Below are 24813 nucleotides of genomic sequence, written 5' to 3' on the forward strand. Positions count from 1 at the left end.
GCATCAAATAGAACATTTATGAAACATTATAAATATTCTGCCATCTTGTTGGCGGCAATGACCTGCGGAGCAGTATGGGCTTCGGTGGATGCGCTGACTGATGGAAAGAAGGGTGAAGGCGAAAAGGTGAAGCCATCGGAGAATTTCGTGGCTCAGTCTCGCAAGGCACCTGTCGTTCGCTATACCAAGATGAAGGTGGAAGGCAATGCCGAAGGTGTGCCTTACGGACTCCAACTGATGGGTGTGAGCGACAAGACGGTGAAGTTGAGCTGGATTTCACCAGAAAAGACCGATGGCTACTTCGATGATTTCGAGAATCATCAGGACTTCGCCATCAATTCAGCCGGTAACGTGGGCTGGTCGTATATCGACGCCGATAATAACAATACCTATACCTGGCAGGCTTGTGCCTTCCCAACTCAGGGTCAGAAGATGGCTTTCGTGGTCATGAACCCTTGGGAAACCTCTCCTGCGGTGAACGAGAATCCAAATTTCCAGCCTTATTCTGGCAAGAAGATGCTGGTGGATTTCAGTTCTATCGACGATAAGAACAACGACTACATCATTTCGCCAGAGTTGAACTTCGACCAGGACTTCCAGTTTAGTTTCATGGCTCGCAGTTACAAGATCGAGGGCGGCAACTTTGCCGCTGAGCGTGTTCGCGTAGGTTATTCTACCACCGGCAAGCGTCCTTCCGACTTCAAGTATGTGAACGAAGGCCCATACGTGGAACTTCCTGCGGCTTGGACACTCGTGAAATATACCATTCCTAAGGAGGCAAAGTATGTAACCATCAACTGCGTTTCTGAGGGTGGCTTCATGATGATGCTCGACGACATCTTCGTGGGAACCAACAAGATTCGTCCTACCCAGAGCAAGAAACAGCTGGCTGCTGCCAACCCTGTGGTAGGCTTCAACGTATATCGTGACGGCAAGAAGGTGAACGAGGCTCCGATGGATTCTGCACGCTTCACTGATAATGTGCCAGACTATGCTGACTATACCTATACGGTGACTGCCGTTCATCAGAATGGTCAGGAGTCTGCCCAGAGTGAACCTCTGAAGGTCACCGTTCCGGATATCCGCCTGTTGCCTTTCGAGGACGACTTCGACGACTGGACGCTCCATGCCGACAAGTGGACTACCGTGAACCTCGACAACAACAAGGAGAGCAAGTGGTCTATCGACTACTACGAGTATGGATTGGTTGACCCATCCGCTACCTACAGCTGGTCGGCTTTGACCAATTACAACCAGGCACTGGAGACCCGCGAGCTGAATACTCCAAACAAGGACAATACCTATCTGCGCTTCAACCTGCGTCTCCGCAACAGTGAGCAGACCAATGTTGACTACATGGAGGTAGAGTTGAGCTGCGATGGCGGAAAGACCTGGGAAGGTCTCGATGTATTCGACAACTACTCTGGTGGCTTCGATTGGACAACTTATACCTATCCTATCGGTGAATATCTGAGCAATAACCTGTTCAAAATCCGTTTCCGTGCGCATGGCGACGATGCCAAGTGGATTAACTATTGGTACGTAGACGATGTGAAGGTATGGAACCCGGTTTGGGCGAAGGGACAGCTGAGTGTCAAGACTCCATCTGGCACCATCTCCAGATGTCCTGTTACCCTGACTGGCGATAACGGCGCTGTAATCAGCGAGACTACCGATAAGAATGGTGTGCTCAAGCTCGACCAGATAGAGGAGGGTACTTATACCGTAAGTATCATCCGTGAGGGCTACAACGAGTATAAGGGTACATGGACCGTCAAGGCCGATGGTACCAACAACTTCACAGCCAATCTGGAGGCTCCAAAGGTAGCGCTTTCTGCCAACACCGTGAGTGCAGACCTGGAGGCTGAGGCTAACATCACCAAGAACTTCACCATCAAGAACGAGGGTAACGGTCCTTTGACCTGGTATCTCAAGGAGAATACCAACAAGGGCACCGGCGACATCTCTCACCGCTGGGAGACCATGCCATCATGGAACACCTCCGGCGACTTGCAGAAGTCTATCGCCTTCGATGGTGAGTATTACTATACCACCTCTTCCATCGAGTTGGGTAAGTTCTGGAAGTACGATAAGAACGGTAAGTTCATCGAGCAGTTCTCTATTCCTGAGATGTATTACAAGCTCTACGACCTTGCCTTCGACGGCCGCTACTTCTACGGCAGTGACTGGTCAAACCGTATCTTCAAGCTCGATTTCGACAACCGCCGCATCGTGGATATCATCACCGTGGGTGGTGTTTCCGACCTGAAGATTACCCACTGTACCTACGATCCTGTCTACGACGGCTTCTGGATTGGTACCTTTACAACCATCGGATTGGTTGACCGCAAGGGTAAGTTCATCCGTAAGATGTCTGCCTTGACTACTGATGGCAACATCGCTGTATATGGTTCAGCCTACGATGACGTAACCCCTGGAGGTCCATACCTCTGGTTGTCTGATATGACTGCTGAGTCTTCAGATAAGTTTGATAAGTTGCAGCTCCGTCAGTATGACATCGCCAAGGGTACCCTGACCGATGTGAAGCACGTATTGACCGATGTTCCTGGTTATGTAATGGGTGGTCAGACCACCGGTCAGAACTATGTCTGCGGTCTGTTCTCTTCTATGGATGTAGTTCCAGGCAAGTTGGTTCTGATGGGAACTCTCAACCAGAGTCCTAACCTGGTATTCAGCTATACCCTGGCAGAGACCAACAAGTGGCTCAACCTCTCTCCTAAGCATGGTACGCTGGAGCCGGGTGCTGAGCAGGTAATCAACGTAGGTCTCGATGCCTTGGAGGCAAAGAAGGGCGACAGCTATGCTACAACAGCTACTCTGTTCACCAACCCAGAGTTGGAAGCACAGAACATCAGCTTCAAGCTGAATGCCACATCTGAGTCTTCTGCTCCACGTCCGTTGAGCCTGAAGGCTGAGCCTAAGGCTGCTTCTACCGTCCTCACATGGGCTAAGGGCAATGGTGCAGCTGTGGCAGATGGATATAATGTATATCGCAACCACGTGAAGGTGAATGCTGCTCCAGTGAAGGAGATGCAGTTCACGGATACCAAGCTGGTTTACGGCAAGTATTCTTATCAGGTGACAGCGGTTTACAATGGCAAGGAGTCGGCAAAGAGCGATTCTGTAGTAGCCTTCGTCAACGAGGGCGCTCAGTATTATGCTCCTCTCAACCTCACTTCAAGCATCAAGAACAACAAGAATGTTCACCTGAACTGGGATTCTCCATTGTTAGAGGCTGCCCATCGTGATACCATGAGCTGGGCTACCGGCAAGCATGAGGATGAGCTGGGTCTGGCTTCAGGCGGTTACTTCTTCGCAGGTGCCAAGTGGGATGCTGAGGATTATATTCCTTACCGCAACAAGAAGGTTTCTTCTGTTTCCATCCAGTTGGTTAACACAGTTACCTATCTTGCACCTCGTATCTATGAGGATGGTAAGATTATCTACAGCAAGAAATATAGAGGCGAAATCAAGTATGACGGTTCATTCACCGATATTCCATTGGATAAGGATATTATCCTGAAGCCAGGACATTCTTATATCTTCGCATTCCAGATCATGAACGATGCGGATGTACATCCTCTGAGTCTCGACAACAGCAAGGCTGTGAATGGCAAGGGTAACCTGCTCTCTGTGGATGGCAAGACCTGGTTTACTGCAGCTGAGTCGGCTATTAACGGTAACTTGAACATCCGCGTAAACGTGGCTCCTAACAGCAACGATACCGAGGCAACCCCTGTGGGTTACAACATCTATCGTGATGGCGTGAAGGTGAACAGCACTCCTGTGGCTGGTCAGTCATTCGATGACGTTCTCTCTAACGCAGGTACCTACAGCTATCAGGTAACATCTGTATATGCTGATGGCGGTGAGTCTGAGTTTGGCGGCAAGACTTCTGTTGAGGCTTATGCCATCGAGAACCAGACGGCTCCTCATCATCTGGATGCCACTGTAACCCGCAACCGCGACATCTCACTCCGTTGGGATGCTCCTACCGTTTCAGAGATGTCAATCCCTGCAGATTTGGCTAAGCGTCCTGTTACAACCGATGCAGCTATGCCTGAGTTCGTAAGAGAATTCGACGGTGCGAAGTCTTCTATGGCTGTGGCTACCGACGGCAAGTACATCTATACCTCTATATATAACGAGGATGGTAGAATCGACGTTTACTCTATGGATGGCAAGAAGGTGAAGAGCTGCGTGGTAAGCGATATCGACGGTATCCGTAACCTGGCTTACGATGGTCAGTATCTCTATGCAGGCGACTACAGCACCAAGATACATGTCATCAATCCTGTTACCATGAAGTTGATGAAGAGCATCGATATCTCTGAGTACTCACGCCACTTGGCTTACATCCCAACACTGGATGGCGGCAAGGGCGGCTTCGAGGTTGGTGACTGGGAGACCAGCATCTACATGGCTAAGGATGGCAGCAAATTGGCTACAGGTCCTGTCCTGAAGGGTGCTTCCGGCACAGCTTACTACGATGGCAAGCTCTATGCTTTCGAGCAGGGCAATGAGGCGAATGCCTATACCATCGGCATCTATGATATGGCAAGCGGTGAGCGTGTAGGCTCGCTCGATATGGGCAAGTATCTTGAGATTGACAACATCTCTTCTTACAAGGCAGGTGGTATGTCTTCGTTCGTATCTCCAGAGGGCATCACTTACATGTTGCTCGCTCTGCAGCGTCAGGGTAAGGCTACCAAGTTCATCGTTCTGGATATGGGCGGCTTGAACACAGTGGCAGGTTACAATGTATATCGCAATGGCGAGAAACTGAATGGCGAACCTCTTACCCGCCGTTTCTATCAGGAAACCGTGAGTCAGGAGGGCAATTACGACTACAGCGTAGAGACCGTTTATATTGATGGTACTACTTCGGCTAAGTCGGCTGTTGCCACAGCTGCTATCGTGGCTTCTGGTGAGGCTAAGGTTCCTGAGAATGTACAGGCTGTGCAGTCAACATACGGTTACAACGTGCTCCTCTCGTTTAAGGATCCTGATATGTACAAGGCTGCAGCTTCCGTGAACTCATTCGAGTCTTCTGTAGATGGTACAGAGGTATTCGGTGCTGAGGGCGAGAGCTACAAGTCAAACTGGACGGTAAGTTCCGACTACTCATTCGATGGCAGCAAGTCGATTGTTGCCGGTCAGAAGGCTGAGGCATTCGGTGTTGTAAAGGCAGAGAATATGAAGTATGTTCGTCTTGCAGCAAGAAATGCTGATGACCATAAGGGTAATGGTACATTCGAGATCTATTATTCTGTAGGTGGTACTCACCGTGACAACTTCATCCGTCTGCAGACTGTGACAACCACAGAGCAGTGGCAGGATGTGATGTGCGAGTTGCCTGAGGGTACAGAGTACATCGGCTTGGCTAAGGCTGCGGGTAATCCAGACCTGTATATCGACGGTGTAAGCTTCTACAAGGAGGCACCTCAGACCGACTGCTACGGATTCGATATCTATCGCAACGGCGAGAAAATTACCGCTTCTCCAGTACAGGGCATCTCTTATGTAGACCACAACCTGCTGATTGGTCATTATGATTATCAGGTGAAGCTGGTTACCAAGAACTCTGCCGAGAGCGAGTTGAGCGATGCAGTGAGTCTCGATCTCTATTATGACAATGGTAGTCTGGCTCCAACCACCCTTCGTGTGGAGAACAATGGAGACAGCAGAAACCTGACCTGGCAGACTCCTGCCCTGGGTGAGCCTATCTACTTGCGTTGGCACAATGGCAACTGCTACGATGCAGCCGGTCAGCCTAACGGTGGTGCCTTCTTTGCAGGAGTCAACTGGTTTGCTGAGGATTTGAAGGAATACGGTCATCTGGCATTGAGCGATGTAGAGGTTTACATCAATCAGATTCCTGATGCTCTCTATGTATTGGTATATCAGAACAACACGTTGGTTCGCCAGCAGTTTGTTCCAAGCTTGAAGGAGTATGCCTTCAATACCATTCATCTTGACGAGCCACTCCCAATCGACCCTACCAAGAGTCTCCGTGTGGCAGTATATGTAGAGCACAATAAGATTACAGTGCCTCTGGGTTACGATAAGGGCCCTGCTCGCAGTGGTCGTGGCGACCTTTATTCTTCTGATGGTATCTCATGGAGTACGATGGAGGATTCTGGTGCTGATATCGATGCCAACTGGAACATTTCCATCGGTTTGAGTCCATACGCTCCTGCCAACTCAATGAAGGCTAGAAAGCAGGGTGCTGAGGTTCTCACATTCAAGCCAAAGGCGAATGCATCTGCTGCATCATTGAAGGTGGCTCATGTGGCTCAGGGCGCAACTTCTCAGAAGAATGCCTTCCTGGGTTACAATGTATATCTGAATGGTGACAAGCTGAACAACAGCTATATCTCTGGTAATTCATACACAGATAAGTCTTCTGTGGTTGGCAATTATCTTGAGTATCAGGTAGCAGCCGCTTATTCTGTTACGGGTGAGCAGTATTCTAACAAGGTAACTCTTGTTGTTACTGGCATTGATGGTGTAACAGCCGATAAGCTGAAGGTTACAGTTGCCGGCAGCACATTGCGTATCGTGGGTGCTCATACAGGCGACAAGGTAGCTGTTTATGCTGCTGATGGCAAGATGGTAGCCCATAGTGTTGTTACAGATGATTACGTTCAGAACATTTCATTGTCATCACTGACAGCCGGCACATACATTGTGAAGGTAGGTCATGATACCGTGAAGGTTCGTGTATCTCGCAGATAAGATTCGGAAATAATAATTAAAAAGGGTGTGTCATGTATTGATGATGCACCCTTTTTCTATTCCGGGAATATTCATACCTCCAAGTCTTGACTGCCCTTGACTTCCCTTGATGCTCTTGACTGCCCTTGACTTCCCTTAGCTCCCCTTAATTCATGCAGCTCGTTTTCTTCTGAATGATGGTGCAAAGATACGGCTTTTTTCTGAAGCCGCCAAATTTCGGGTGGCGATAAGGGGCGATTTTCAGCAGCTGCTGATTCCGAATTTGGTTAATAAAACTAACTCGTATTTTAGCAAGAAAGAGAACATAGTTTTACTGTGCAAGAAACTATGAGTTCTCACCTCAAACAATCACAATAACAGTTATCACAGTTTTTCAAACCACTTTTCTAAATCTAAACCAAAAACTAACTATAGATATAATATAATAATATATATATTATTATATTATATCTATAGTTAAAAGAATTACAATTTCACCTTCGGTGTAGAATGCCCTTGAAAAAACTGTGATAACTGTTATTGTGATAGCTTTGTGATGGCTTGCATCTTACCATTATCTGATATGTTTGTACCATATCTTAAGTGTGTTATGCGAGCGTAGTGTAAAAATGCACTGCACTCGCTTATACTTTGTGTTTTTTTTTAAAAGGAAAGAGGCTTATCTCAGTTCTTTTATTGGTTCAGCTTCTCCTTCAGTTCCTTCACACGGTCACGGCTTACCTCGAATTCTACGTCTGGGAATCTACGTAGTTTTAGGATAAGCTTAGCATTCCATGTACTTTCTATTTTGACGATGTCCTCGATATTGATAAGGTATTGTCGGCTACAGCGAAAGAACATTTTGGGGTCTAGCTCATTTTCCAGTTCGTTCAGACTCTCAGGAATGTTTATTAATGAGGTGTCGCTTAGGTGAGCAATGGCTCCCTTGCCGTCTACCTCCAGGTAGCTGATGGCAAAACTGTTTACTATCTGAAATTGATCACCTTTTGGTATAAGGAATCGCTCGCGGTATTGCTTGGCAGGAGGCTGAAGCATGGCAAGGATTTTGTCAATCTCGTTTTCTGGAGATAACATTTTCTTGGCTTTCTCTAGAGCTTCTCTAAGTTCTTCCTCTTCCACAGGCTTCTGTACGTAGGCAATGCCGTTGCTCTTGAAGGCTTTAAGCGCATACTCGTCGTAGGCGGTAACGAAGATTACTGGCATCTTGGGACGTACCACCTCAAAGGCATTGAAGCAGGTGCCACCATTAATTCGTACGTCGGAGACGAGTAGATCGTAGTGCTCCTCATTCTGCAACGTATCTCTTAATTCTGCTACATTAGTAATTGGACCTGTTATGTCATAGCTGGCATCTATCTTTAAGAGCATCTTCTTGAGATAGTTGTACATTCGCTTTTCGTCTTCTACGATTAATATTTTTATTGCCATGTTTGTTCCTTTTTTTATATTATTACATTTGTGCCCCTTTCGTATTATATAACTTGATTTTATGCATATTATTGTGTATGTTACAATTATTCAAGTTCTTTTGTCTTCTTGACGATAGGTATCTGTACCGTGTAAGTAGTATCGGATTGCAATATGATAGGAATCTTGTCGGTGAGCAACTTGTATCGGTCGAAGAGATTCTTGATGCCGATGCCAGTTCCTTCTTCCTTGCTATATCCGATTTTCGTATAAGGGGCAAGCTCATTACTTACACATACGAAGTCATCATCTCTATAGATTCGGATGTGTAGCGGATGTTCCTCAGAGTGCTGGTTGTGCTTTACTGCATTTTCTACCAGAAGCTGAAGGCTGAGGGGAAGTATCAATTCCTCGTCATCGTGGCAGATGTTGCTGGCAATATCAAATACGAAATGATTCTTATATCTCATTTCTATATGTTTACAATAGTCTTGTATGAATTTCAAGCCATCTCGTAAGGTAATAGAATCTTGGTCAATATGTGCCACGATGTATTTATAGATGCGAGAGAGCCGAGAGGTGAAGTCTAGTGCTTTTTGAGGATCCTCTACAATGATGCCGGATAGTGTGCCAAGGCTATTGAACATAAAGTGAGGGTCGAGTTGTAATTTCAGGGTGTTGAGTTGTGCACGTGCCGTCTTCTCTCTTTCGCTCTTTATGTCCTCAGTCAGCGTTGTTTTTTCTTCATTTCTTTGCTTGATGATATTGCCACAGGCTTGAATAATAGAGACGGATGATACCAGAACACATACGATGAGGTGGATGTAAAAACCATCTGTTTCATATATTCCTCCTGTTCTTGTCAGTTCAATCCATAGGCAAATTGGAATACATATTGACCATGTAATCAGGCAGAATATCAATATTTTGTTGATAGTGATATCTCCTTGCAAGAACTTTTTGGTAGTAAAAAGGCATGATTGGTATGTGAGTATGCCTAGTGCGCCAAATTCTATGTCATAAACCCAGATATCAAAGATAATCCACCAAAAGTTATTTTCACTGGATATATTCTTACCACTTATGTAGAGGATAAGGATATATAACATAGTTGCAGCTAGAGAGAGTCTACTATTGCCAGGCTGGCTGCAGAACTTATTCAGTTGAATGAAGAATTCTTTTCTTGTCATAGCTTCTTTTTTCCTGCAAAAGTACGAAAAAAAAGTCAGTCGGCAAACTCTTGTGCCGTTGAATCGTCATATTCATGGTGCGAATGGGGATATATAGAGGGTTAATCGTTAGGTTCAGGCTTTTCACGGCTTACGCTATCAAAATGACGATTGAAAGCGTAAGAATGACGAATCGTAGAAAAGGTTTTTTGCAGGAAAAGGAAAAACCAATACCTTTGCACCAGTTAAACAAAGTATGAATCATTTAAAACAATTGTGATTATGAAAAAGATTATGTTTTTATTTAGTATGATGTTTGCCATCATGTTGGCGATGTCATCTTGCTCTGCAGAAGAGCCAGAATTGTCGGAGATTATTGCCGTAAATCAGATTAATAGTCTTACTTTAAAAAAGTTACAGGAGTATAATGAAGTGTTGATGGCACAGAAACCTGTAAACGGTAAAGATTTTAAGAGTGAAGTAGAGAAACAAATGGTTATTCTCAACAATTTTGTCAGAAATGGTCAGTATGATGTGGATAACTACATGAAAGCGAATCCCATTGGTGATGTGAAGGTGGAGAATGCCATTAAGGAATACTTCAAACTTTTCACTACTTATCCGTAAGCGGCTCCGCGTTTATACCATTGTAGTCTTCTCATTTATTCGTACCTTTGCACCATCATTTTAAAATCAAACAAATTATGACAGCAAACGAACGTTTTGAGAAGGCTTGGGATTCCTTCTTAGTCTATCTGAATCGAAACCCCAAGGCCCAACTTACTCCTTTCTTGAAGGAAAGACATGTAAATCATCGCACCATGATGAACTGGATGTGCGAAAAAGGATATTCAGTTTTACGTGCCAAGCAGGAAATCCGCCAAGCCCAGGAGGCAGCCCGCAGAGAAAAAGCAGAAGCATCTGCATCAAGTACAGGCATGATGTTCGTGCCTATGGAACCTCCTACCATAGATCTTCCTATGGAGGACCTCCTTTATGGCATAAACATAACCTTTCCAAATGGAACTTTGGTTTCCGTTAAAAAAGGATGTGCCAAGTCTGTTATGGCGTTGATGAAACTTTATGAGAAGGAGGATGCAGTATGTTTGGATTGAATGAGAGTACCCAGTACTATGTCTGCCAGAGATACGTACGAATGAACATGGGCATAAATGGCTTGTATCAGATAGTGAGAACCGAGATGGAACTTCCGCCACTTGGTGGTGCGGTATTCATCTTCTTCTCCAAGAACCGCCAGCAGGTAAAAATGCTCAAGTGGGATGGCGATGGTTTCTTGCTGTACCAGAAGCGATTGGAGCGAGGAACCTTTGAATTACCATTCTTTGACCCCAAGAACAAACAATGCAAAATGCCGTACAGGACACTATCGGCCATCATGAGCGGAATTTGCCTAAAAAGCATGAAATATAGAAAGAGACTCAATCTATAGTAGCGGCAGGAAAATTCTAACATATTGTACATCAATAAAATAACTAAAAATAATATATAAGAATACTTGCATATCTCGATATTTTTTCGTATCTTTGCACTATGACAAAGGACGAAATTATAGTACTTTTGAAGGAACAACTTCAGCTTGCCAACGAACAACTTCAGCAAGCTAATACTACAGTGAGTTCGCTGACCCTACAGGTCAACGAACTCATTATACGTATAAAGTCATTAGAAGAACTACTCGTCCAGAAAGGAATCGCCATAGACAAAGCGAATCGTCAGAACAAGGCACTCGGCAAGCTCGTTTCAGGCAAGAAGTCCGAACGTCAGGAGAAGAATCCACAAGACTCGATGCCCCAGGAGGAATTTGACAAGAAGAAAAAAGAGCAGGCCGAAAAAAGAAAGGCACGCAAAAACAACGGAGCCAAGCGTGACATGCATTACGAAATGAAAGAAGTGCATGTTACGATAGATCCAGTCATGGATGCAGAGCTTTTGAAGACGTTGCGTCTCTTCGGGACTCGTACCTGTATACGTTACAGCATGGAACCCATCAAGTTCATCAAGACCGTGTATCACATCAACACTTATACGGATGGAAGTATCATGTATCCGGGGAAGACTCCGCCGGCTCTGTTGTTGAATTCTTCCTATTCACCTTCCTTTGCAGCAGGTCTCCTGCAGATGCGATACATCTATTCCATGCCGGTAGAGCGAATTACCAAATACTTTGCCGACAATGGGTTTACGTTAAGGAAAGCTACGGCAAACAAGCTGATTGCCAGAAGTGCCGATGTACTGGAAAACTTCTATAAGGCTATCTGCCAAGTAGTGTTGCAGCAGGATTATGTCTCGGCAGACGAGACATATCATAAAGTGCTGTTAGCCAAGACAAAGCCTACGGACAAGGGTTCGAAGAAAGGCTACCTCTGGGCTGTAAGTGCGCCTGAACTGGGACTTGTCTTCTTCGTATATGAGGATGGTTCACGTTCTGAGCAGGTCATACTTAACGTATTCTCTGATTATAAAGGTACCATACAGAGTGATGCATATGCTCCTTACCGGAAACTGGAGTCGGATGCTTATCCTGACATTATGAGAATCGCCTGCCTACAGCATGTCAAGAGAGACTTCATCGACTGCGGCAAGGAGGACAAGGATGCTCAGAAGGTCGTAGATATCATCAACAGATTTTATCGAGAAGACAAAAAACATAAGGTTGGGGTAAATGGATGGACCGTTGAAGACCATCTTGCCTATCGGCAGTCATACGCACCAGACATTTTACAGGATTTATTGGAGAAACTGGAGGAAATATCTTCCAGGAAGGATTTGCTGCCCAAGTCTACCTTGGCGCAGGCGGTCGGCTATGCCCTTAATGAATATAATGCCATTTGTGACATCTTCAAAAGAGGTGATACGGCTCTCGATAACAACTACATTGAGAGAATCCAGAGGTACATATCACTATCAAGAAGAAACTCTATGTTCTTTGGCTCGCACGAAGGAGCAAGACGGGGAGCTATCCTATATTCTATAGCTATTTCATGCAAGTTGAATGGCATCAATCTGTTTGAATACATTAGCGATGTCATAGAAAAGACCATTGAATGGCAACCGAATACCCCACTGGAGAAATATAGAGACTTACTTCCTGACCGATGGAAAAAGCAGTAACAGCATTTGTTTAATCAGCTGTTACTACTTTTTTTGAATTATGCAAGGTATAAACGCGGAGCCGTTTACACTTATCCCGAAAATGTAGATGATTTAGTAAGAATTACCAATGATTATGTCGAAATTATTGAGTTGAACAATGAGTTTAATGATGATTAAAAGGCTATGATATATGCTGGTTTGATGGTGTTAATCTATAGTCCTCAAATTTGGGATGGGTTCGAATAAGTTATACTTAAATGGGATTTCAGGCGAGTGTAGTGCAAAAATGGCACTGCACTCGCTTATACTTTGTAGCCTTAATAGAGATATTTCTATCTATTTTTTACATTTTGTCTACTTTTTCTTACTACAAATAGAAAAAAGTGCATATTTTTGCAGATTTTATGCAAAAAAAGATAATATTTCATATTTTTATTGTAATTTTGCAGCCGATATCACAATATTACATAATAATTTTAAATTAAGACGAGAAATTATGGAAAAAAGACTCTCGCTCTTCTTTGTTTGTCTCTTGATGAGCATCGGAGCTGCGTTTGCCCAGATTGACGTATCTGGAACCGTAATATCTGCGGAAGACAATGAACCGGTTATCGGTGCCTCTGTCCTGATTTCAGGAGGAGCTGCCAGTAAGGGTACAGTCACGGATATTGACGGTAAATTTAAACTGAATGTTCCTAACGGAACTAAACTCGTGTTTAGCTACGTGGGAATGAAAAGTCAGACATTGGCTGCTACTGCCAACATGAAGGTGGTACTTCGTCCTGAAGCACAGTTGCAGGAAGTGGTGGTGACTGGTTTGCAGAAAACTGACCGCCGCCTCTTTACCGGTGCTACCGACCGAGTAAATGCCGAGGAAGCTAAATTGAATGGTGTTGCCGACATCAGCCGCTCTCTTGAGGGTCGTGCTGCCGGTGTATCCGTGCAGAACGTGAGTGGTACCTTTGGTTCTGCTCCGAAGATCCGTGTGCGTGGTGCAACATCTATCTATGGTTCATCCAAGCCTCTTTGGGTGGTGGATGGCGTTATCATGGAGGATGTATCCGACGTGAGTGCCGACGACCTGGCTTCTGGTGATCCGGAGACCCTGATTTCTTCTGCCATCGCAGGATTGAACTCTGATGATATCGAAAGTTTCCAGATCCTGAAGGATGGTTCCGCTACATCTATATATGGTGCGCGCGCGATGGCAGGTGTCATCGTCGTTACTACCAAGAAGGGTAAGCAGGGACAGGCTCACCTGAACTATACCGGTGAGTTTACTACCCGCCTGATCCCGTCTTACGGCAATTTCGATATTCTCAACTCTCAGGACCAGATGGCCATCTACAAGGAGTTGAAGGATAAGGGATGGCTCAATCTTTCTGATATCCTCAATGGCAGCGACTATGGTGTATACGGAAAGATGTATGAACTGATCAACACCTACAACAGCACCACTGGTATGTTTGGTCTCGCCAACACCCAGGAGGCTCAGAATGCCTACCTGCAGCAGGCGGAGTATCGCAATACCAACTGGTTTAAGCAGCTTTTCTCTTCTGCCATCATGCAGAACCACTCTGTTAGCTTGAGCGGCGGTACCGAGAAGAGTAACTACTACGCTTCACTTTCTGCCATGGTTGACCCAGGATGGTACAAGGACAGCAAGGTGAACCGTTATACCGTGAGCATGAATATGACCCATCATATTCTGGATAATCTCTCTGTCAACTTGATTGGTGGCGGTTCTTACCGTAAACAGAAGGCACCAGGTACTCTGGGACAGGATGTGGACGTGGTATCAGGTCAGGTGAAGCGTGATTTCGATATCAACCCATACTCTTACGCCCTGAACACATCACGTGCGCTGGATCCTTATACTTATTATCATGCCAACTATGCAGCATTCAACATCCTGCATGAGCTGGAGAGCAACTACATCGACCTGAACGTGGCTGATGCCAAGTTCCAGCTGGAGTTGAAGTGGAAGCCTTTCAAGGATCTGGAACTCTCTACACTGGGTGCCATCAAGTATAGCACTTCTTCGCAGGAGCACAACATTCTGGAGGATTCAAACCAGGCGTTGGCTTACCGCGCCATGGACAACTCGCTGATACGTGATGCCAACAAGCTGCTCTTCCTTGATAAGACCAACCTCTATGCCTTGCCAGTATCCGTGTTGAAGCAGGGTGGTATCTATCAGCGTACAGAAAACCGTATGGTGGACTATGACTTCCGTGCCACAGCCAACTACAACCATACTTTTGCACAGAAGCACATCGTCAACCTCTTTGGTGGTCTTGAAACTACCGGCATCAGCCGTAACCGCACCTGGTTTAACGGATGGGGTATGAACTACCGTGGTGAGACAGCTTACTTCGAGTATCTCTATTTCAAGAAGTTGGACCAGGAGAACTCAAACTATTACAGCTTGCGCAACACCGATTCACGTAGTGCCGCATTCTATGCCAATGCAACCTATTCTTTCAATGGCAAGTATGTAGTGAACGGAACATTCCGCTATGAAGGTTCTAACCAGATGGGTCGTACTACAAAGGCACGTTGGATGCCTACATGGAACGTGTCTGGTGCCTGGAACGTACACGAGGAGAGCTTCTTCCCTAAGCTCAAGCCATTGTCAAGCCTCACCTTCCGTGTGTCTTACAGTTTGACAGGTACTCCTCCTGATGCATCTTACTGCAGTGCGCTCACCAAGCTCTCGATGAATACCCTTTATCGTCCTACTACTTCCGACAAGGAGTTGGGATTCGTAGTGGCAGCACTCGGAAATGATGAGCTTACCTACGAGAAGAAGCACGAGTTCAACTTCGGTGTGGATGCAGGTTTCTTCAATAACCGTCTGAACGTGACATTCGATGTATATCAGCGTCGCAACTTCGATGAGATTGCTCCTGCCGTTCACCAGCTTTATAGCAAAGTCTATGTCAATGTGGGTTCCATGAAGTCATGGGGTGAGGAGTTGAGCATCTCTTCTACCAACGTGAAGACCAACGATTTCAGCTGGCAGACCAGTCTGATCTACTCTCACAACCGCACGAAGATTACCGACCTCTTCAATCAGGGTCGCGTCATCGACCTGGTTCAGGGTAACGGTTTTGCGAAGCAGGGTTATCCAGCCCGTGCCTTGTTCTCAATCCCATTCGTGGGCATCAACGAGAAGGGATATCCAGTATGCATCAACGAGAAGGGCCAGGCTACCGTGGGTGACCTCAACTTCCAGAATCGTGACAATACGGACTATCTGATTTACGAGGGTTCTACAGACCCTATCTACAATGGTTCCCTGGGTAACACCTTTAACTATAAGGGCTTCCATCTGAACCTGTTCCTTACATACGCCTTCGGCAACGTGGTGCGCCTTGACCCGGTTTTCAAAGCCAAGTATAACGACTTGACATCAATGACCCACAACTTCAAGAACCGTTGGATGCAGCCTGGTGATGAGAGTGTTACCAATGTGCCTGGTGTACTGAGCCGTTATGAGTATGAGCAGAACCATACATTGCTGGCCACAGCCTACAATGCCTACAACTATACTTCTGTGCGTACAGCCAAGGGTGACTTCATCCGCCTGAAGGAGATTTCACTGGCATACGACTTCCCACACCGCTGGTTCGAGAACTCACCAGTGAACAACATCTCATTGAAGCTTCAGGCTACCAACCTCATGCTGCTCTATGCAGACAAGAAGCTGAACGGTCAGGATCCTGAGTTCATGAATGCGGGTGGTGTGGCTTCGCCAATGCCAAAGCAGTTTACTCTTACATTGAAACTTGGACTTTAATTATTGTAGAAAATAAAAATGAAAATAAAGAAATTATATATCGCCATTGTAGCGTTGGCACTGTCGGCTGGCATGACTTCCTGCAACGATTATCTGGACAAGCAGCCAGATAGCCGTCTGGACCTGCAGAGCCCTACCGATGTGTCGAAGCTTCTGGTTAATGCCTACCCACAGGTGCATCCAGCCTATCTGCTGGAGATGTATTCTGACAATACCGATTGTAACCTGAATACCGGTTGGGATGCTGCCAGTCGTTTCCAGCAGCAGGCATACGAATGGGACGACATTACAGAAACCAGTGATTATGAGGCTCCTTCTACTTATTGGTCAACCTACTATGATGCCGTCACCACAGCCAATATCGCTTTGGAACACATCAACAGTCAGGCAGACCAGAGCTCTTATTCTGCCCAAAAGGGTGAGGCGCTCCTGTGCCGTGCCTATGCCATGTTCCAGATGGCCAATGTATTCTGCATGGCTTATGATGAGACCACAGCAGCCACAGACCTGGGTCTCCCTTACCCTGAGGTGGTTGAGACCAATGTACACGTGAAGTACGACCGTGGTACCCTTGCCGAACTCTATGCCAAGATTGACAAGGATTTGCAGGAAGGCTTGAAGCTGGTAGGTTCTACCTACGACAAGCCAAAGTTCCACTTCACATCAACTTCTGCTGCCGCTTTCGCAGCCCGTTTCTACCTCTATTACCAGAAGTATGACAAGGCTGTGGAGTATGCCAACAAGGTATTGGGCAGCAACGCCAAGGGTATGCTGAGAGACTGGAATGCATGGGGATCGCTTTCTGCCAACAAGCAGATTCAGCCTAATGCCTACATCGGGTCATCTGTGAAGGCAAACCTGCTGCTGCAGGTGGTTGCTTCTGAATGGGGAGCCATCGGAGGTCCGTTCCAGTATGGTGACAAGTATGCACACAGTGCCATCGTAGCAACCAAGGAAACCGTTCAGTCAGAAGGTCCTTGGGGCATCAGCGACAAGGTGTTCAACTACACCGTGTTCTCTAATGCATCTCTTTCAAAGTATATCGTACGTAAGATTCCTTACGATTTTGAGTATGCTGATATCCAGGCAGGTATCGGTACTCCTCACGCAGTATATGCAGAGTTTACAGCCGATGAGACCCTGCTCGTAAGAGCAGAGGCACAGGCATTGCTCGGTCATTATGCAGAGGCTCTGAACGATTTGAACACCGAGTTGGCTGCCTTCTCAAAGACGGGCGTGCAGCTTACCCTGGATGACGTGAAGAAGTTCTACAGCGATGCAGTTACCGCTTATTACACTCCAGAGAAGCCAACTCCACGCAAGGCATTCCACACCAGCTTCGCCATCGACAAGGATACAGAGGAGCCTATGCTGCAGTGCATCCTTCACCTGCGCCGAATCATGACAGTTCACGAGGGCTTGCGCATGCAGGATGTGAAGCGCTACGGCATCACCATCTATCGCCGTGACGTGAAGAGCAACTACAAGATTACAGACATCACCGACACCATGGAGGCACGCGACCCACGTCTCGCCATCCAGTTGCCACAGGATGTAATCACTGCAGGTGTTACACCAAACCCTCGCAATAAGTAAAAAAACATAAAGTAATAGTAAGAAATGAAACATTATATATATATGTTGATGTTGGCATTGGTGATGGGCCTGGGCTTCGTGTCTTGCTCAGACAATGACCCGGACGATCCAACCATCTTCCCTGTTACCTCTCCGCAGAGAGACAACCTGGACTTGTGGTTGCAGAAGAACTACACCAGTCCTTACAACATCGATTTCAAGTATAAGATGGAGGACATCGAGTCTGACTATACTTATACCCTGACTCCAGCCGACTCGGCAAAGTCTGCCAAGCTGGCTATCATCATCAAGTATCTCTGGCTCGATTCATACGCCGAGGTGCTGGGTCCTGATTTCGTGAAGCACAATGTGCCAAGAGTGATTCACCTGATTGGTAGTCCGGCTTACAACAGCAACGGAACCATAGTTCTGGGTACTGCCGAGGGCGGCTTGAAGGTAACACTCTACATGGTGAACAACCTGACCGATGCCATGCTTGAGAGCTATGCATCGATGACTCAGTATTACTTCCACACCATGCACCACGAGTTCACCCACATCCTGAACCAGAAGAAGCCTTACGACACATCTTATAACAAGATTACCGAGTCGGGCTACGTGAGTGGTAACTGGTATCAGATACCAGATTCTGTGGCTCACGGCAAGGGCTTTGTTACCCCATACGCCATGTCAGAGGGCTTGGAGGACTTTGCCGAGATGCTGTCTACCTATATCACTTATACTCCTGAGCAGTGGCAGGCTATCCTCGACGATGCTCAGAAGGTAGGTGGCGACGAGGCTGTATCTGCATTGAACCAGAAGCTTAACATCGTGAAAAACTACATGCTGGATTCATGGGACGTGAATATCGATGTATTGCGTGCAGCCATCCTGCGTAGAGGCAGTGAGTTGAGTTCTTTGGATTTGGAACATTTAAAATAGAATAGATTTATGAAACATATATTTATAGCTATCGTTTGCTTGTTGGGCAGTATGAGCTTGCAGTCGTGTCTGCACGATGACAAGGAATTCTTCGACGAGTCGGCTGCCAACCGCATCGAGAGCACCGTTGAGAATACCCAGAAGATTCTGGAATCTTCTGAGAACGGATGGCAGCTTCATTATTTCACAGGCAAGGGAATGACCGGTGGCGGCTACACCTTCCTCATGAAGTTTGCCAATGGCAAGGTGACCGTGGCTGGCGATACAGCCGTTGCTGCGCCTACAGAGCGTGCCACATCCAGTTATACCGTTGACCGCAGCATGGGTCCTGTGCTCTCTTTCAACACCTATAACGACATCTTCCACTTCCTGGGTGAGCCTACCTACGGCGAGATAGAAGGTGAGCAGGGCGACTGGGAGTTCGTGATTACCAAGCTTACAGAAGACAGCATCTTCGTAAAGGGTAAGAAGTGGGAGAACGAGATGGTATTCACCCGTATGGCTGACGGCGTAGACTGGACTTCCTATCTGGACAGCATCGCCGACGTGCAGAAGCGCCTGGCCGTGAACTACAGCGTGGGCAATTCTTCGGATGCCAGCAAGAGGGTGGAGATTAACTCTGCCACACGCCGCATCCTATCGCGCACAGCCGACGGACAGGTGGTAGAGCAGCCTTTCTACGTTACTCCAACCGGCATCCATGCCGTTAACGAGCCAGTGGCTCTGGGTGAGGATAAGGCACAGGACTTCCTGGTGAGCAAGGCAGGTGTGATGACAGCAAAGGGCAACGAGACTCTGACCTTGAATTCCTATGCTCCTGGCATTGATACCTGGGTAGGCGAGTGGACACTCTCTGCCATGCAGGGTTCCTGCGATATGACCATCTCGAAGGTGGAAGACCAGGAGAACATGCTGAAGGGTACATTCACCACTGGCGGATATACCTATAATATAGGATTGAACTTCAACCCGGAAACGGGTGCCCTCAACCTGCCTTCACAGCTGATTGATGACCCTAGCGGGAGATATCCTGCCCTTTGGCTGATGAACGCCGACCTGAATAAGGGAATATTGCTCGGACAGGGTGGTATGAACATCGTATGGCACGGCGTATCTCAGGAAGGTGACTTCGAGGACGATGGCACACTGGCTTCTGAGGGCTATGCTTCTGATACATTCGTTGCCCTGGCTTGTACCGCAAAAGGAGAGCCTATCAAGGAGAACAACCAGTACGTGTTTGTCATCGAATGGTATTATCTTTCTAATTTGACTCCAAACAAATAATCAAGCAAGATGAAGAAATCTATATATATAATAGGTATGGCTGCCATGGGGCTGATGGCCTCATGCAGCAGTGACAGCGATTATCAGGCTGTGGCCGAGAGCACTATCAACGTGCTTTCTGCCCAGACTTCGCTCGGACCTAATGCCAGCGAGGGTGAAGTAACCGTGGACTGTACTCCTGCCAAGGCTTACACCGACGAACCTTCATGGCTCAGCGCCAGCATCGAGGGCAGCACCGTGAAGCTGGCTGCTCTTGCCAACGACTCTCGCCAGTCGCGCAACGCCAAGCTGGTTATCAAGAAGACAGAGGCCGACTCTGTGGTAATCAATGTTTCTCAGTATGGTCTGGTGCTCGAGATGAACAAGGCTGATATGATTTTCAGCAACGACGCGGCTACGGAGTTCGTGAAGGCATACAGTTCCAACGCTGATGTGAAGGTTATCTATGCTCCTGAGTGGGCAAAGGCTTCGGTTGATACCGTGAGCAAGGAATTGAAGGTATTGCTCAGCGAGAATACTACAGGTCATCTGCGTGCCGACTACATTAAGTATCAGGTGGCAGCCGTTACAGACTCTTTCGTAGTGAAGCAGTTTGACTTCGACAAGGATATTGCCGGCGAGTATGTTTATTCTTACTACGATTTCAACGAGGATGACAAGCTGGAGCAGCAGGTCGTTTATGCTACATTGAGCCGCACCGAGCTTTCTATTCCTGAAATGGGACTGGTATTCCCAATCACTGTGAATGAGAAAACAGGTAGCGTGGAGACCCGCAGCAGCCAGTGCCTGGGTAAGGTGGGTAAGTACTTTATCTACGATACCTTCCTCGACGAGGATGCCGCTTACTACATGGGTTCAGAGTCTGGAGTTATTTCTGCCACATTCAAGTATAGTGAGCAGTATGGTACTTACGGATTCTTTGGCGGTACTGCCTACAATGTCAACAATCAGACTGGCAACTTCCTGGCTATGATTCTGCAGGTGTTCAAGGCGAAGAGTCCTTCCAAATCTAACTACGTGCTCGATCAGGGTTGGATGGTACAGCCATTCCTCAAGGAAATATCAAAGGGCGGTGATGCATCTTCTGCCAAGCGTCAGGCTCCTGCCCTGGCTCGCCAGATGGGGCCATCTGCCAGCAGTATAGCAGCCAAGCTTGCTGTATGGCAGTCGTATCGCAAATCATCTATCATAAAATAAACTTAATAAAATAAGTAATCATGAGATTATTATCTACACTTTGCCTTTCTTTGCTCCTGGGAGCAAGCGGCACAGCGGCGATGGCCTCCAGCAAGGCATCGTTTGCCAAGAAGTTTAAGAATGCTGATATCCATCGCTTGGTTTCTGTGCCAGGTATGGTGAATTGCAGCAACAGTGCTTACCAGATGCGCCAGGCTGGCTTTGCCAACATCAGCAATGCTCCTTCACGCATAGGCGACACCCCTACCAATTCGGCATCGGGCGAGGCTTACGGATGGGTTACCGGTTCTGACGGCGGCAACTGGTATTTCACCCAGAGCATCGTTTCTAGAGACTCAGTATACAGCGAGTATTATACTGCTCACTTCCATGAGTCTTCAGAAATCACGCTGTTCGATAACAACCACAAGCAAGTGGGCTCTTTCAGCGTCAAGGTTCCTGAAGGATGGAAGCATGTGGCAAATATCACTCCATACGGTCCTGTTACCAAGAAACTTTTCGATAAGGACGGGAAGTCTAACGAAATTCTGGTGGAGTTCCACGATGCCTTCAACGGCGAAAACAAGTATCTGACTCGTGCCTACGATGTCAATACCGGTGAAATCAAGTTCGAGATGGAGGGTACCGGTCTGGTATTCGACGCATCTAAGGGCTGGAACAGCTACCAGCGCCTGATTATGACTCACGAGTCTGACAGCCTGTATAACATCGATGTCATCGCTCCTCCTGCCTTGGGAAAGGACAATTGGTACGTGGAGAAAACCTTCAGCTTCAACATCGACAACAAAATCAACTATCTGCAGGGTTCCTGCTTCAACTGTATGAACGTGGATGGCACTCCTTACTATGTTCTGGCACAGTATGAGAAGCCATATACCGATACCGATGCAGGTGATGGTAACCTGGATATCACACAGAATCCAGACAACTTCCTGGTGTTGAAAACTTTGGACAAGAACTACAAGCAGGTGGATAGCCTCCGTGTTTCCATCAATGCTCCTGAGGGCGTTCCTTACCGTTCTGCTGCCTTCGGTCTCTTCGGCAACAACGACTTGTCTGAGGGCTACTTTAGCAACAACGGCAAATTGAACTACGTGGTAGAGCTTCTCGACTATACTCCTTCTCTGGATGCCGACCTGGCTTCTTTTGCCGTTTACGATTCAGAGCATGGTAAGTTGAAGGATATCTGCGATAATGTGACAAGCAACCAGTGGGCTTTGCTGAACACCATCCATGGCAAGTCTGACCAGATGTGGTTCCTGCAGACCCTGGGTACAGGCGAGAGTGCTGCCCAGCAGATTCAGCTGGTAGATGTTCCTTCCTGCGAGAAGGCAGGTGTGTTGCCACAGAACATCGACGGTAACAATATCTCATCTAACTTCGACCGTTACCCAACTTCTGCCAATGCGCAGGGCTATCAGTATGTCATTGCTTTGGCAAATGCTGAGGGTAACGAGGCTGGTGAGGTTCTGGCTCCTATCGCTTGGGTGAACCCAGACTGCACCATCGATCATGTGGACAGACTTAACCTGGGTACAAAGGCTGAGCTCTTCACTCCATTGCTCAACAGCACATCACTCAACCCATATCTCTTTAACACAGATGATGATATGGAATATGTATACCTTGCCAAGAAGCGCCGCGATGATGGTACCAAGCTCGACAACGTATTGGAGATTGCCAAGGTTGACGGAACCGTCCTGAAGTCATGGCGTGGTGATGATACTCATTCTATCTCACAGGCAGGTTTCCCAGTGATGAACGAATTGGGCAAGTACCAGATGTTCGTTGTGTTCAGCGATACTGAGAACAACAAGTATGACATGAGCTTCTACGACCTTCCTTTCACCAAGTTTGAAGAGGGCGGTAAGGGTACTGTAGAGGATCCATACCTGATTTCTACTACGGGTGACTTCCAGCAGATGGCTCTGGAGCCAACCAAGAGCTACAAGCTGGTGGCTGACATCGATATGGCGAAGGCTGCACAGTGGTGGGCTCCTATCAAGAGCTTCACTGGTTCTTTGGATGGTGATGGTCATACTGTATATAACCTCGGTATCAAGACTACAGATGGTCATGTAGGTTTGTTTGGCTCACTCGATATCAATGGTGTTGCCAAGAACCTGAATTTTGTGAACCCTACTGTTGATGTAACTAATACCAACCAGTATATAGGTGTGTTGGCTGGTGAGACCAGCTATTCTACTGATAGCAAGGCTGAGGGTGCCAATGTGGATAATATCTCTGTTTATGGTGCCAAGATTGCTGGCGAGGATGCGATGGTTTCAGCTGCGGGTGGTCTCGTAGGTTGCGCTAATCTCTATACCAATATTGCCAACAGTTCTTTCCAGGGCAAGATTTCTTTGCCTAACTCTGAGAATGTGGGTGGTATCGTTGGTCAGACTCGTACAAGTTCTGGCGTAAATGCATGCTATGCAAATGTAAATGCCACAGCCAAGAGCAATCTGGGTGGTATCGTAGGTATTGCCGGTTCTGTTCAGGATAAGTGTGCGTTCTCCAACTGCGAGGTTCGCGGTAAGTTGACTGCAGAGAATACAGTAGGTGGTTTTATCGGTGATAATTACTTCAACAATATCTCTAATGTTATCAGCCATGCTGATATCGTAGCAACCAACAAGTCTACCTGGAACGGATATGCAGCAGGTGGTATCCTTGGTGTGATGGAGAGTGACTGGTCTGGTAAGGCTGCCGGATCTGTAAAGAACTGCGTCTTCGACGGCTCTATCAAGGCTTTCGAAAATGGTGAAGAGGTAAGCAACCCTGCTACTACTCATCAGATTGCCGGTAGAACTATCGCTGATGAGGACTATGCTGAGGGTGAGACTCCTAAGACAGAGACTCGCCTTTCTAACAACTATACTACCAACAATATGGGTAGCACAGATGCTGCCAGCGTAGAGGGTGCCTACAAGGCAGCCAAGGAGATGAACAAGGACTTCTTCACAGGTTTGCAGTATGCTTACGGAAACACACTCGCTGAGCCTTGGAAGGAGGACGGAAGCAAGATTCCTACTCTTTACTTCAACAATATTGCAAAGGCTCTCGCTGTCAGCTCTGATGACGTAACTGTAGGTACTACCGATGAGGGAGCTGTTGTAGTTCAGGTTTCTGTATATGGTATGGAGAACCCAGACCTGGAGTCTGACCTGGAAGTTTCTGCTGTTGGTAATGCTACTGCTACTCTTGGTGAGGCTCATGGCAACAGCATCGACCTGGTTATCAAGGGTACGAAGATGGGTGTCGGTGTGGTTACCGTTAGCTACGGTGATTTCTCTGCTACAATCAATGTATCAGTTCTCAAGAACTATGTAAGCGGTATCGAGAACGTAGAGGATGCTGCGGCTTTGGTTATCAAGGCAGCTGACGCTCAGATTTCTGCCGAGGGTGCTGACGCTATCTATGTTTACAGCGTAAACGGCAAGCTCGTAGGCAAGACTTCTGGTGCTGCTTTCAGCACAGCAGGTTTGACCTCTGGTCTCTACATCGTAAAGGCAACTGATAAGGCTGGTCATAAGGCTACAGCCAAGTTTGTTATCAAGTAAG

The 24813-nt window shown here is 46.9% G+C and carries 13 protein-coding genes; 11 read left to right on the forward strand and 2 right to left on the reverse strand.

What is annotated here, in order from left to right:
• Positions 1–18: 18 nt before the first annotated feature.
• Positions 19–6759: a choice-of-anchor J domain-containing protein gene (locus tag KUA49_RS02580; RefSeq protein WP_218412987.1), complete on the forward strand. Its 6741-nt coding sequence runs from the start codon at positions 19–21 to the stop codon at positions 6757–6759.
• A gap of 672 nt (positions 6760–7431) precedes the next feature.
• Here KUA49_RS02580 and KUA49_RS02585 read toward each other — a convergent pair.
• Positions 7432–8187, reverse strand: a complete 756-nt coding sequence (locus KUA49_RS02585; protein WP_218412986.1) for a LytR/AlgR family response regulator transcription factor — start codon at positions 8185–8187, stop codon at positions 7432–7434.
• Positions 8188–8273: 86 nt separating this feature from the next.
• A complete protein-coding gene (locus tag KUA49_RS02590; protein WP_318331664.1) occupies positions 8274–9356 on the reverse strand; it encodes a histidine kinase in 1083 nt (360 codons plus the stop codon).
• Between the two features lie 273 nt (positions 9357–9629).
• On the opposite strand from KUA49_RS02590, the gene KUA49_RS02595 reads away from it, so the two are divergent.
• The 10 genes from KUA49_RS02595 (at position 9630) to KUA49_RS02640 (ending at position 24812) form a co-directional block, all read left to right on the forward strand.
• Entirely contained in the window at positions 9630–9962 is a 333-nt protein-coding gene (locus KUA49_RS02595; RefSeq protein ID WP_218412984.1) for a hypothetical protein, read from the forward strand.
• A 77-nt stretch (positions 9963–10039) separates the two neighbouring features.
• On the forward strand, positions 10040–10450 hold the full coding sequence (locus tag KUA49_RS02600; protein ID WP_270532637.1) for a hypothetical protein: 411 nt from the start codon (positions 10040–10042) through the stop codon (positions 10448–10450).
• Complete coding sequence (tnpB, locus tag KUA49_RS02605) at positions 10438–10785, forward strand: IS66 family insertion sequence element accessory protein TnpB (protein ID WP_118189835.1); 348 nt, start codon at positions 10438–10440, stop codon at positions 10783–10785. The genes KUA49_RS02600 and tnpB overlap by 13 nt, the downstream gene beginning before the upstream one ends.
• A 101-nt stretch (positions 10786–10886) precedes the next feature.
• On the forward strand, positions 10887–12467 hold the full coding sequence (tnpC, locus tag KUA49_RS02610; RefSeq protein WP_318331635.1) for an IS66 family transposase: 1581 nt from the start codon (positions 10887–10889) through the stop codon (positions 12465–12467).
• A 478-nt stretch (positions 12468–12945) separates the two neighbouring features.
• A complete protein-coding gene (locus KUA49_RS02615) occupies positions 12946–16251 on the forward strand; it encodes a SusC/RagA family TonB-linked outer membrane protein (protein WP_218411933.1) in 3306 nt (1101 codons plus the stop codon).
• Between the two features lie 18 nt (positions 16252–16269).
• A complete protein-coding gene (locus KUA49_RS02620) occupies positions 16270–17847 on the forward strand; it encodes a RagB/SusD family nutrient uptake outer membrane protein (protein ID WP_218411932.1) in 1578 nt (525 codons plus the stop codon).
• Between the two features lie 24 nt (positions 17848–17871).
• On the forward strand, positions 17872–18768 hold the full coding sequence (locus tag KUA49_RS02625; RefSeq protein WP_218411931.1) for a putative zinc-binding metallopeptidase: 897 nt from the start codon (positions 17872–17874) through the stop codon (positions 18766–18768).
• Positions 18769–18777: 9 nt separating this feature from the next.
• Positions 18778–20052 (forward strand): DUF4302 domain-containing protein, encoded by a 1275-nt coding sequence (locus KUA49_RS02630; RefSeq protein ID WP_218411930.1) that lies wholly within the window; start codon positions 18778–18780, stop codon positions 20050–20052.
• Positions 20053–20061: 9 nt separating this feature from the next.
• Positions 20062–21249: a BACON domain-containing protein gene (locus KUA49_RS02635; RefSeq protein ID WP_218411929.1), complete on the forward strand. Its 1188-nt coding sequence runs from the start codon at positions 20062–20064 to the stop codon at positions 21247–21249.
• 20 nt (positions 21250–21269) lie between these two features.
• The gene (locus KUA49_RS02640; RefSeq protein WP_218411928.1) at positions 21270–24812 is read left to right on the forward strand and encodes a T9SS type A sorting domain-containing protein; all 3543 of its coding nucleotides are present in this window, start codon (positions 21270–21272) and stop codon (positions 24810–24812) included.
• Position 24813: the final 1 nt, after the last annotated feature.

Origin of the sequence: Segatella copri (assembly GCF_019249655.2) — a bacterium.
Classification (GTDB): Bacteria; Bacteroidota; Bacteroidia; order Bacteroidales; family Bacteroidaceae; genus Prevotella.

Bases quoted from the DNA above. Each gene is read 5' to 3' on its own strand.
- KUA49_RS02580 (WP_218412987.1), top strand. From the start codon at position 19: ATGAAACATTATAAATATTCTGCCATCTTGTTGGCGGCAATGACCTGC.
- KUA49_RS02585 (WP_218412986.1), bottom strand. From the start codon at position 8,187: ATGGCAATAAAAATATTAATCGTAGAAGACGAAAAGCGAATGTACAAC.
- KUA49_RS02590 (WP_318331664.1), bottom strand. From the start codon at position 9,356: ATGACAAGAAAAGAATTCTTCATTCAACTGAATAAGTTCTGCAGCCAG.
- KUA49_RS02595 (WP_218412984.1), top strand. From the start codon at position 9,630: ATGTTTTTATTTAGTATGATGTTTGCCATCATGTTGGCGATGTCATCT.
- KUA49_RS02600 (WP_270532637.1), top strand. From the start codon at position 10,040: ATGACAGCAAACGAACGTTTTGAGAAGGCTTGGGATTCCTTCTTAGTC.
- tnpB (WP_118189835.1), top strand. From the start codon at position 10,438: ATGTTTGGATTGAATGAGAGTACCCAGTACTATGTCTGCCAGAGATAC.
- tnpC (WP_318331635.1), top strand. From the start codon at position 10,887: ATGACAAAGGACGAAATTATAGTACTTTTGAAGGAACAACTTCAGCTT.
- KUA49_RS02615 (WP_218411933.1), top strand. From the start codon at position 12,946: ATGGAAAAAAGACTCTCGCTCTTCTTTGTTTGTCTCTTGATGAGCATC.
- KUA49_RS02620 (WP_218411932.1), top strand. From the start codon at position 16,270: ATGAAAATAAAGAAATTATATATCGCCATTGTAGCGTTGGCACTGTCG.
- KUA49_RS02625 (WP_218411931.1), top strand. From the start codon at position 17,872: ATGAAACATTATATATATATGTTGATGTTGGCATTGGTGATGGGCCTG.
- KUA49_RS02630 (WP_218411930.1), top strand. From the start codon at position 18,778: ATGAAACATATATTTATAGCTATCGTTTGCTTGTTGGGCAGTATGAGC.
- KUA49_RS02635 (WP_218411929.1), top strand. From the start codon at position 20,062: ATGAAGAAATCTATATATATAATAGGTATGGCTGCCATGGGGCTGATG.
- KUA49_RS02640 (WP_218411928.1), top strand. From the start codon at position 21,270: ATGAGATTATTATCTACACTTTGCCTTTCTTTGCTCCTGGGAGCAAGC.